This is a genomic window from Okeania sp. KiyG1, from assembly GCF_014132355.1.
In the GTDB taxonomy this organism is placed as follows: Bacteria; Cyanobacteriota; Cyanobacteriia; order Cyanobacteriales; family Microcoleaceae; genus Okeania.
Map to the genome: position 1 here is coordinate 70,603 of NZ_BLZO01000079.1, position 9,217 is coordinate 79,819.

At 37.8% G+C, this 9,217-nt stretch carries 14 protein-coding genes; 8 read left to right on the top strand and 6 right to left on the bottom strand.

Annotated elements, in window-relative coordinates; genetic code table 11:
• Positions 1 to 4: 4 nt before the first annotated feature.
• From SAGCYANO_RS16970 to SAGCYANO_RS16975, 3 genes are all read left to right on the top strand, one after another.
• Positions 5 to 469: a HEAT repeat domain-containing protein gene (locus tag SAGCYANO_RS16970; RefSeq protein WP_202221149.1), complete on the top strand. Its 465-nt coding sequence runs from the start codon at positions 5 to 7 to the stop codon at positions 467 to 469.
• A gap of 215 nt (positions 470 to 684) precedes the next feature.
• The gene (locus SAGCYANO_RS49310) at positions 685 to 933 is read left to right on the top strand and encodes a hypothetical protein (RefSeq protein ID WP_307785913.1); all 249 of its coding nucleotides are present in this window, start codon (positions 685 to 687) and stop codon (positions 931 to 933) included.
• Complete coding sequence (locus SAGCYANO_RS16975; RefSeq protein ID WP_307785914.1) at positions 887 to 1,333, top strand: hypothetical protein; 447 nt, start codon at positions 887 to 889, stop codon at positions 1,331 to 1,333. The genes SAGCYANO_RS49310 and SAGCYANO_RS16975 overlap by 47 nt, the downstream gene beginning before the upstream one ends.
• 217 nt (positions 1,334 to 1,550) lie before the next feature.
• Here the strand turns inward: SAGCYANO_RS16975 and SAGCYANO_RS16980 are convergent, their stop codons facing one another.
• Both SAGCYANO_RS16980 and SAGCYANO_RS16985 read right to left on the bottom strand, forming a co-directional pair.
• Entirely contained in the window at positions 1,551 to 2,228 is a 678-nt protein-coding gene (locus SAGCYANO_RS16980; protein WP_202221166.1) for an RNA-guided endonuclease TnpB family protein, read from the bottom strand.
• A gap of 19 nt (positions 2,229 to 2,247) precedes the next feature.
• Complete coding sequence (locus SAGCYANO_RS16985; RefSeq protein ID WP_202221150.1) at positions 2,248 to 2,757, bottom strand: hypothetical protein; 510 nt, start codon at positions 2,755 to 2,757, stop codon at positions 2,248 to 2,250.
• 120 nt (positions 2,758 to 2,877) lie between these two features.
• Here SAGCYANO_RS16985 and SAGCYANO_RS16990 point away from each other — a divergent pair, with 120 nt between their 5' ends.
• Complete coding sequence (locus SAGCYANO_RS16990) at positions 2,878 to 3,234, top strand: XisI protein (protein ID WP_307785915.1); 357 nt, start codon at positions 2,878 to 2,880, stop codon at positions 3,232 to 3,234.
• Between the two features lie 208 nt (positions 3,235 to 3,442).
• Here SAGCYANO_RS16990 and SAGCYANO_RS16995 read toward each other — a convergent pair whose 3' ends face one another.
• Positions 3,443 to 4,555 (bottom strand): NAD(P)/FAD-dependent oxidoreductase, encoded by a 1,113-nt coding sequence (locus tag SAGCYANO_RS16995; protein WP_202221168.1) that lies wholly within the window; start codon positions 4,553 to 4,555, stop codon positions 3,443 to 3,445.
• Between the two features lie 223 nt (positions 4,556 to 4,778).
• On the opposite strand from SAGCYANO_RS16995, the gene SAGCYANO_RS17000 reads away from it, so the two are divergent.
• The 4 genes from SAGCYANO_RS17000 to SAGCYANO_RS17015 all read left to right on the top strand — a co-directional run bounded on the left by SAGCYANO_RS17000 (position 4,779) and on the right by SAGCYANO_RS17015 (position 6,949).
• The gene (locus tag SAGCYANO_RS17000) at positions 4,779 to 5,600 is read left to right on the top strand and encodes a YaaW family protein (RefSeq protein ID WP_202221151.1); all 822 of its coding nucleotides are present in this window, start codon (positions 4,779 to 4,781) and stop codon (positions 5,598 to 5,600) included.
• A 359-nt stretch (positions 5,601 to 5,959) separates the two neighbouring features.
• Positions 5,960 to 6,169 carry a hypothetical protein gene (locus SAGCYANO_RS17005; RefSeq protein WP_202221152.1) on the top strand — a complete coding sequence of 70 codons (210 nt, stop codon included), beginning with the start codon at positions 5,960 to 5,962 and terminating at the stop codon, positions 6,167 to 6,169.
• A gap of 14 nt (positions 6,170 to 6,183) precedes the next feature.
• Positions 6,184 to 6,708: a hypothetical protein gene (locus tag SAGCYANO_RS17010; RefSeq protein WP_202221153.1), complete on the top strand. Its 525-nt coding sequence runs from the start codon at positions 6,184 to 6,186 to the stop codon at positions 6,706 to 6,708.
• 85 nt (positions 6,709 to 6,793) lie between these two features.
• The gene (locus SAGCYANO_RS17015) at positions 6,794 to 6,949 is read left to right on the top strand and encodes a hypothetical protein (protein ID WP_202221154.1); all 156 of its coding nucleotides are present in this window, start codon (positions 6,794 to 6,796) and stop codon (positions 6,947 to 6,949) included.
• Between the two features lie 105 nt (positions 6,950 to 7,054).
• Here the strand turns inward: SAGCYANO_RS17015 and SAGCYANO_RS17020 are convergent, their stop codons facing one another.
• The 3 genes from SAGCYANO_RS17020 to SAGCYANO_RS17030 all read right to left on the bottom strand — a co-directional run bounded on the left by SAGCYANO_RS17020 (position 7,055) and on the right by SAGCYANO_RS17030 (position 8,940).
• Complete coding sequence (locus tag SAGCYANO_RS17020; protein ID WP_307785917.1) at positions 7,055 to 7,216, bottom strand: PIN domain-containing protein; 162 nt, start codon at positions 7,214 to 7,216, stop codon at positions 7,055 to 7,057.
• Between the two features lie 374 nt (positions 7,217 to 7,590).
• Positions 7,591 to 7,806 (bottom strand): hypothetical protein, encoded by a 216-nt coding sequence (locus tag SAGCYANO_RS17025; protein ID WP_202221156.1) that lies wholly within the window; start codon positions 7,804 to 7,806, stop codon positions 7,591 to 7,593.
• Between the two features lie 375 nt (positions 7,807 to 8,181).
• Entirely contained in the window at positions 8,182 to 8,940 is a 759-nt protein-coding gene (locus tag SAGCYANO_RS17030) for a DUF561 domain-containing protein (protein WP_202221157.1), read from the bottom strand.
• Positions 8,941 to 9,217: the final 277 nt, after the last annotated feature.

Sequence of the window (9,217 nt, forward strand, 5' to 3'; positions counted from 1 at the left end):
AAAAATGATGAAATTAACAGAAATTAGACAAAAAGGATACGAAGCACTAATAGATTCATTAGGTGTAGTGGGAATGTTACGTTTTCTCCAAGAAATTGATGCAGGTTCCGGAGATTATACCAAGGAAAAATATCAATTAGAGGAACCTACATTTGAGGAATTTGAAGAGTTTATTCAACAAAAAAATCAGCTACAAGATGATAGTTCAGAAGTCAATTGTTCAGCACAAGAAGCATTAGATAAATTAGATAATACTTCAGAAGCAGTTGTGCAAACTCTATTAACTCTACTTCAAGATGAAAATTCAAGTATGCGTTTTTCTGCTGTAGAAGTGTTAGGCAAATTAAGCAATTCTTCAGAGCCAGTTGTGCAAGCTCTATTAACTCTACTTAAATATGATGATTCAACAGTGCGTTCTTCTTTAGTAGAGGTATTAGAAAAGTTAGATAATAGTTCAAAACCTACTTGATAGGGGAGTGGTAAACAGAATAATAATTATTATTAATACTATAGCAGTTCTTTAACCTATGAAGTACAGTTTTAGATCCCCCCTAACCCCCATTAGTAAGGGGGGAACCGCTAAAAAGGGGGAGTCTTCAAAGTCCCCCTTTTTAAGGGGGATTTAGGGGGATCGTGAATATACCTCATAACTATGGGAATTGCTATAAAAGGAGCCAACATCAAATGTCTTACAGCGATTTAACATTACCTAAAATCCAACAAGAATTTTCCTTAACAATCAATGAGCAAGTCGATTTTTTTGCCAATATACCAGAAGTTAAACCAAGCGATTTTTTAAAACAAACATTACAAAATAATTTACCATTAGCCTTAGCAATTAATACAGAAAAAGCCCGTTTCCTGACGGAATGCTCCGCAAACAGAAATGATTATTGCCCCGATTTTAATAGAATTCAGAAAAATCCTGAATAATCAAATTAGCCTGTTTTCCGGAACAGAATTTAACGTCGATACTGCCAGAGGATTAAACGGTACTTGTGACTTTCTCATTAGTCTAGACCCAGAACAACTATTTATTAAATCTCCAGTTTTTGCCATTGTAGAAACTAAAAAAGAAAACTTAAACGCCGGGTTAGGGCAATGTCTCGCAGAAATGATTGCAGCACAAATATTTAATCAACAACAAGGCAATCAAATTTCCACCATTTACGGTGTCGTCACCACTGGAAATATTTGGAAATTTTTAAAATTAGAAAATACAGAAGTTCACATCGATATAACTGAATATTTTATTAATAACTTAGAGAAAATCTTGGGAATTTTATCCCTGGGAATTAATAGTAATTTGCCCAACAAACAGCAAAATTTGTAGGGAGCATTAAACGGCGACAATTGAGATGATGAAAAGCATTTAACAATCCGTCGTCACGCACCGTTAAAGAATAAATTAATTGCTATAATGTCAAAAACAACCCCGGCAACTTGACCGAAATTAAAATTACTAATTTTTGACTCTAACAAAGAGGAAATTATAACATGGAAAAACTAAATTACCGTACGAATAAAACTGTAGAAAATCGTGACAACTTTTATCTTAATATTGGATTAACCAATACTGGCTGTACGGCACAGCTCACTATTCCCTCGGCAGTAAATGCCCCTGGGAATTTCTTTCTAATTATTTGAATACTACCATTAATGTCAGCATTAATCACTTTACCAGTTGCACTCCTGAATAAACCACGTTTGACTCGTTTACCTACATACAATTCATGCTGACAGGGCAATTCTAGGTCAAGTGCAGAAGTTTTACTGCTATAACTTTCTTCAGTCTCAATCACTTTAATTCCTGCTAACACACACTTATAAGTTATCTGTTTGACTAGCTTAGAATGTGGTATTTGAGTAAAATTTTGGTTATTTTTTTTGCCGATGTTTGCACCTTGTTTCCAATTATCATTTTTGCCTATGACTACAGTACCAATATTATTTGTGGTTAAATACTCAACCACTAATTTACTGGTGTTATGCAGATAATTCTCCACAAAACAATTTCGGTGATAGGTTAACGCTTCAATCTTACGGCTAGTTTTTTTCTGGCCCTTGAGAACACTTTGATATTTAGCTTTTCGCTTGTTGTAAAGCTGATTGGCGCTTTTTAGTGGCTTCCCATTAACAAGCAGAGGTTTCACACCAGGCTTGTTTGTAGCTAGAGCAACTAATCTATCAATCCCTAAATCTATTCCTCCTACATATGTAGACTCTATCCGTTGTTGTTCAGTTTTTTCACGCCACTACTTCAATTACATAGCAGCCAGTTGCAGGTACTATCCTCACTTCAACTACAGACTCAACCACTACAGGTATTTTGATATCACTCATAGATAAGTGACAAATACCGTCCTTTAGTGGTGCTTTATATACAGACTCTTTTGAGTAGATAACTACATTTCGGCCTTTGGTTTTGTCCTTATACTTTGGTATTTTGGGTTTACCTAGAAACCTTTGTGGATGTTTTGACCATTCTTTTATCGCTTGAAAATAGCCACGCCAAGTTGCCACCAAGCATTTTATTATTTGTTTTGAGACTTTAGTTGGCAAGGCTCTATAAGCATCACTCTCTTTGGTGGTGTGGTACAGTTTAGTTAGTGAGAGACTTTTACCAGTCGTGAAAAAATGCTGACGACAGTGATAGTTAGCCAAGTTATACAGGTTTTTTGACTTAAAAGCTAACTCATCACACACCCGCCAAAAGTTATGTGTTCGTCTAATTATATGTCTGTCAACAACAATCAATTGTGCACTAACCCTCAAATTTTGCTATAGTCACCTGTGACTACTATCATGGTCAAAATCATTCATTGCCTAAATTTAGGCTTTCTATTAACTATTTAATATTACAATACTTTTCTACATTTGACAACTATTTTCTACAGTTTAAGTTTAACAGTTAATTACCCCGAACTGGTGCAAAAAATTTTGACCGAAAGTTTCTTAGGAGAAGATATCTCTCCAGATACGGAAGTAGAAGCTGTTTTCGATACAGTGCGCGATCGCTATCTAGTCGTTAATTTAGGTTGGGACGACCACAAACGGGTATATGGTACCACAGTTCATGTGGATATTAAGGATGGGAAAATCTGGATACAACAAGATTGTACCGATATCGGCATTGCCGACGAGTTGTTAGCAGCAGGTGTACCCAAGACAGATATAGTTTTGGGTTTTCAATCTACCTATCGACGACAGTTTAGCGGGTTCGCTGTCGGTTAGGACTATAGCGCTACGCGCAAGTTAAAAGTTAAAAGTAATATCTGACTGAGTTTGAGCATTTAAAAATGTCCTAACCTATTTGCGTAGTGCTATCACTAATGAAGTAAAATAATAATGCAAGGAACGAGTTGGTTAGGACATAGACTAATTATGAATCTTAAATTAGGCAATGCTTTTCCCACTGTTGCCTGTTGCCTGCCATACAAGATTAAATTCCCCTCAAAAAACTTTCCCCTGGTAACGACAAATTCTGTAGTTTACTATTTACCCAATTTGCTGCTGCTAACCCAGAAGCGAAAGCACCCTCAATATTATCTCCTCCACACCAGTCACCTGCACCTACTAATGGCAACGGCAACTCTGTAGTCAGACAAGAAACAGCTAAAGGTTGACGACAAAAAGCATAACCCCACGGGTGTACTTGCAACCATTCTGGAGATTTTAACCATGGCATCAATTGTTGTGCTGTATACTCCAGTAATTCTTCCCCCACTGGTTGTAAGTCTTTGGCATCGAGGTAGGTAGTGGCAAATTTGGCATTGCTTTGAATGACAAATACAGGTTGAGTAGAATTGACGCGTTTACTGCTATCAACACCCACCCAAGCAAGATAGTCATCATTAGGAAAAGCGATCGCTCGCCACTCCGGTAAATTTTCCTGTAGAGCTGGAGAATATCCCGCCATCACAGTAATACAGGGGTCATATTCCACAAAACGCAAATTATTGAGAAATTCTGATGGCGTTTCCGCAACAGGTTTTTCTAAAATCATTAATGCTTGAGGTGCAGGAATAGCTACAACAACAGCTTTCGATATTACTTCTACAGGTTTTTCAGTCGCAACATCATTAGTAACTTCCAGACTCAGATGCCAGTTTTTCTCCACTGTTGGTTGCATAGTTTCCACTCGCCTACTAAACCAAACCTCTAAATTTTGGGCAAGAAATTTACCCACAGAGTTCATTCCCTGGGGCGCAATATAACAATCTTTGGTCAGAGGAAGTATTAGTCCCTGGGGTTGAGTTAGTTCATAAATTTTATCCGTCCAAAGTTGCAGAATGTGCTGGGAAGAAAGGCCATTTTTTTCTTTTTCTAGATAATTAATTAATTGTTGCAAAAATTTACCTGTGGGTTCAAGGTAACGTAGCCCATGATCTACACGAGTTCCTGATACTCGGCGAGTTGCCATCCGTCCCCCCGCTCCCCGAGACTTTTCCAGTACCACCACCGAATAACCAGCCTGCTGGAGTTGTTGAGCGCAGACTAAACCAGCCATACCAGCACCAATTACTGTAACATCAAATTGTTGCGATCCCATCATCATTTTCCTGGCGACAATAAATAGTTATGATATAATAGTCTGGGACTTAACCTTAATTCGGTAATTTGCCTCCCAAAACTAGAGTAATCAGGAGTTACGCAGAGACTATACATATAGCGAGGGCGAATGGTATTCGCCCCTACAGATGGTGGTTGAAAAGTAAATTTGCGTAAGTCCTGGTAAAATAACTAAGTCATGCTTCGTGGGTGTGGAGGAATATAAGTTGAATGAACTAAGAGCAGCACTAGAATTAGCAACAGAAGAGGAGTTACAGCAGTTAACAGAACTTTTGTTTGGGCGCGGGATTAATCCTTTGGATTATTTTCAGACTCCTCTACCCATAGATGTACAAAGTCGCGATCGCGATGCCTGGTTAGACGCCCTAGAGCAAAGATTTTGTTATCTGGTGGCAGATGGCATGACGGTATTACGAGGGCGGACTCAACAAATAACCTATCGGCAAGCTTTGATTAAAGTTTGTCGGTATCTGAAAATTTCCTACTCTCAAAAGCTTTCAACTATAGATTTAGAAGCAGAGGTATTTCTTCATGTTTTAGGTCAGGCATGGAAACGCCTACCAAAATCAGAACAAGAGGTCTTAAGCCAAAGTATATGTCGATCCCTGGCCGAATCTAATGTGCCTCAGCCTTTACCAATGTTCATACAAAAAAATCCATTAAGTTTACTATTAAAAGGTGGTAGTGCTTTGGCTGTGAGTTCGATTTTGAAACCTATTTTACTCAAGGAATTTGCCCGCCAGTTTGCTATTCATTTTGCTAAATATCAAGTGACAAAAGCAGCATTAGTTAGGGGTGGGGCAACCGCAGCAGCTCAGTTTCAAAATCACATAGCTATGCAAATGGCTAATCGAGGTATGGCCATAAGTGCAGCTCGTTATGGGGCAGCGCGGACAGCTTTAAGCTTTTTAGGCCCGATGTTGTGGACTTGGTTTTTGGCCGATTTGGGTTGGAGAGCGATCGCTACAAATTATGGTCGTGTGATTCCGGCTGTTTTTGTTTTGGCCCAAATTCGGTTGTTGAATTAGGTGGGCACACAAGGATTATGGCACGGATGTACGAATAATCGATCATATACCTCTCCAAAAATGCCAATTCGGTTGGAGAGCGAAGGATGCGTTATACTTTAGGTTTTATTTTAGAGTTATATAAAGCTCTAAAACAATTTAATTATTATTAGAACTATATACATATAGTTGAATAGAATAGCAGTTCAATTTAGTAATTAGAGAAAATTGCCATTAGAGTAATTGAACTAGAAAATAAAATTATAGTAGAAGAAATTTAAAATTATCAATCAATATCTATAAAGTGGCTCTATATTATAGAATGAGTAAAATACCAAACAAATCTATTGTTTGAATTACCAGTGTTTAGGAGAACAGAAATGAGTTTGAATATTCAAGGTATAGTTAGTTCTGTTAAAGAAGAGCTAGCTCCTCAGTTCGAGGAAAAATTACGCAGTCATTTAGTACAACAAGACCGAGAATGGTTAATCGAGCAAATTATACGTTTAACTTTAGATTCTTTATATATAAAAAGAAAGATATTAAAGCTATTCAAGAACAAAAAGCTCAAGAGAGGCTTTCAAGAATAGAACGCCTGAAAAATATGGCGCTAGATAGAGAAAAATTAGATAATTTCCTCAAAAAGCATGAAAAAACAGACCGAAATCACCTAATAGAAGCTGGATATTTAATTAATAATCCTCCAGAAAAAGGAACTGACTTAATAACAGAAAAATATCGGAGTAATCAGGGTAATGAATTACTTATTCTAGCTAAAGATGTGCTTTTTGCACTACTATTTGGGGATGAAAGTAATCATGTTAAATTTACGAGAATTGAACAGGAATTATTAACATTAACTGTGCCCAGATTTAAATCTGAATCATTAAATTTTATGAAGGCAACAACAGAAATTAGTGGTTTGGGAACCTGGCAAGATCCCGATAGTGTATCTAATGATTCACGGGCAGATAATATTATTTTGCAGGTCGAGTATGGAGAGGTAGAAGGAGAATTAATAGGCGATGGTATTGTAACTTCTTTAAGCTTAATTAATAATCTAGAAATTAATGAGCAAATTCTCTATGCAAGGATGATAAATGTTGAACAAAGTACCTTAATTACTTAAGTTTGTGAGGACTTACGCAAAATAAGATATTTCTGTCATTGCGTTAGCGCAGCTTTGCGACAGCAAACGACAGTGTTTGCGTTTTATGTACGTAGCAAAGCAGTCCGTTAGGATAGCATATCATATCAAATCCGGTAGCATCGGTGTAATTAGATGGGGAGATGGGGGGATGGGGGGATGGGGAGATGGGGACCCACCCCTAACCCCTCCCTGGAGGGGAGAAATATTTGGTAATCGTTGAAGATGGAACATTTTTTACGTGCCGAATTAAACGGATTTGATATCAAACCTAAAAATTTCCTTCCTGATGCGTAAGTCCTGCTTTGATTAAGTTAATGCTCTCCAATCATAAAATTTGTACAGACTCAGTTTTAATTTCTGACAAATTTATCAGTCTGGCATCATTTGTAAATAACTTAGCATTTAGTGACTGTGCTGTTGCTGCCACAATAGTATCAGGAAGTTTCAACTTGTAACTTTTGCGTAAAGCGATCGCTAAATCTTTGATCTAACTCTCAATACCAACTATTGTTATCTGAGCTAAAAAATTACTAATTTGTACTTCCTCAACAGGAGTTAAATTAGGATAAGACAGCAATTCTATTTCATCTCAAATCCGGTAGCATCGGTGTAATTAGATGGGGGGATGGGGGATGGGGGGATGGGGGGATGGGGGATGGGGACCCACCCTAACCCCTCCCTGGAGGGGAGAAATATTTGGTAATCGTTGAAGATGGAACATTCTTTACGTGCCGAATTAAACGGATTTGATCTCAGTAATTATAGAAACAAAATATCTAGCATTAGGCAAAGGGTTGACTAAGCGTCCACCTAAATAATACAAAACTACATTTGTCTCTAGCACAATTAAATTTTCTATCACTACCATTCATCCCTAATTTGTTGTTGATATTCCAAAGGGTCTATACTGAGTTTTATTGTGCCTGCATACTTAGCTAAATCTACATTTTGTGCTTCCGTTTTTAACTCAAAAGTCGCCAATAACTTTTCAATTTCTTGCCAGTCTTGATAGTCAATCAAAACTGCTACGGGACGCATAACTTCATCGGTAACTATTTTCTTCTTAAAGTTTCGCATAATTTTATCCTATCTTCCTATCTATAGATAAACTCTATTATTAACTTTCCCACGAATACTGTCAGGCCAAAATGGCAATATTGACTTAACTTTACTAGATTTAAAATTGACATATCTCTACCATACAGCGTTTTCATTTTAGTAGAGGCGCTGCATGCAACGTCCCTACAGGGTTATCATTTTTTAATGTAGTTCATTGACCTGAAAACTCTCTAGTAGCTCGTCTAAACTAAAATTTTGAGTAAAACCCAACGCTACGATCCCCCCCAACCCCCCGAGGATGCGGGGGGAGAGGTCTATATTGTCTAAAATTTACCCACATTTTCAAGCTAAACCTTTAGCGGGCAAGATGCCCGCACTACAAAATAAAACTAATTAAGCAGACATTGCATCTACTTTGACATGACGAACACTTGCTAAAGCTTCCACCAAACTACGAACCGCAGCTATCATTGCCACTTCATCATTGAGGCGGTTAATAGCAGAACCCACACCAACTCCGGCCGCACCTGCAGCAACAGCTAGGGTCGCAGTTACATTAGAAATGCCAGAAGCACACAATACAGGTACAGATACAGCACGAGAAATTTCATAAGCTGCCGCTAGAGTAGGGGCAGCTTTTTCAATTAACCCTAATGTTCCAGGATGAACAGGTTTAGCACTGACACCACCCTCAGTTTGAATAATATCAGCACCAGCTTTTACTAACTCAGTAGCTAGTTGTACTTGTTGGTCTAGTTCTAAAGTATGGGGAACAGTTACAGAAAGAGTAATATTAGGTAACAAGTCGCGAGTTTGTTGAGTTAACTGCAATACTTCCTCCGCTTCAAAGCGTATACCTTTGGCGTAGAAAGGATCGTAGTTACCAATTTCAATCAAATTAGCTCCTGCTTCTACTGCTGGCAAAAATCTAGTGGGTTCGATGGCAGAAACACAGATGGGCAAGTTAGTTAAACTGCGTGCCATTCGTACTAAATTAGGGTCGGCAGCAATATCAACGTAGGTTGCACCACCGAGGGTGGCAGCTTTGACAGTTGCTGCTACTCTGTTTGTATCAAAGTTAGTCAAACCACTAATAATTTTTAGAGCTTGGCCATTTTTCAATGCAGTTTGTAATCTAGATTCAGTCATCATTTTAGATTAATCCTTTTGCCGATCTTGTTCTCAACATTAATTTTGCCACGGAGACAGCAGTTATCGCTTAAGTTAAAAGTCAAAAGTTTTAAAAAGTCAAAAGTCTGAAAAAGTCAAAAGTCAAAAGTCAAAAATAAAAAGTCAAAAGTTTTAAGTACAGGACTTACGCAAATTGACTTTTAAGCCACCATCTGTAGGCAGGGCTAATTCTTTGTCGTAGCGAGAATATTCATAAGAAATACAAAAATTATGCAAATATACAAATCTCTCCATCTCC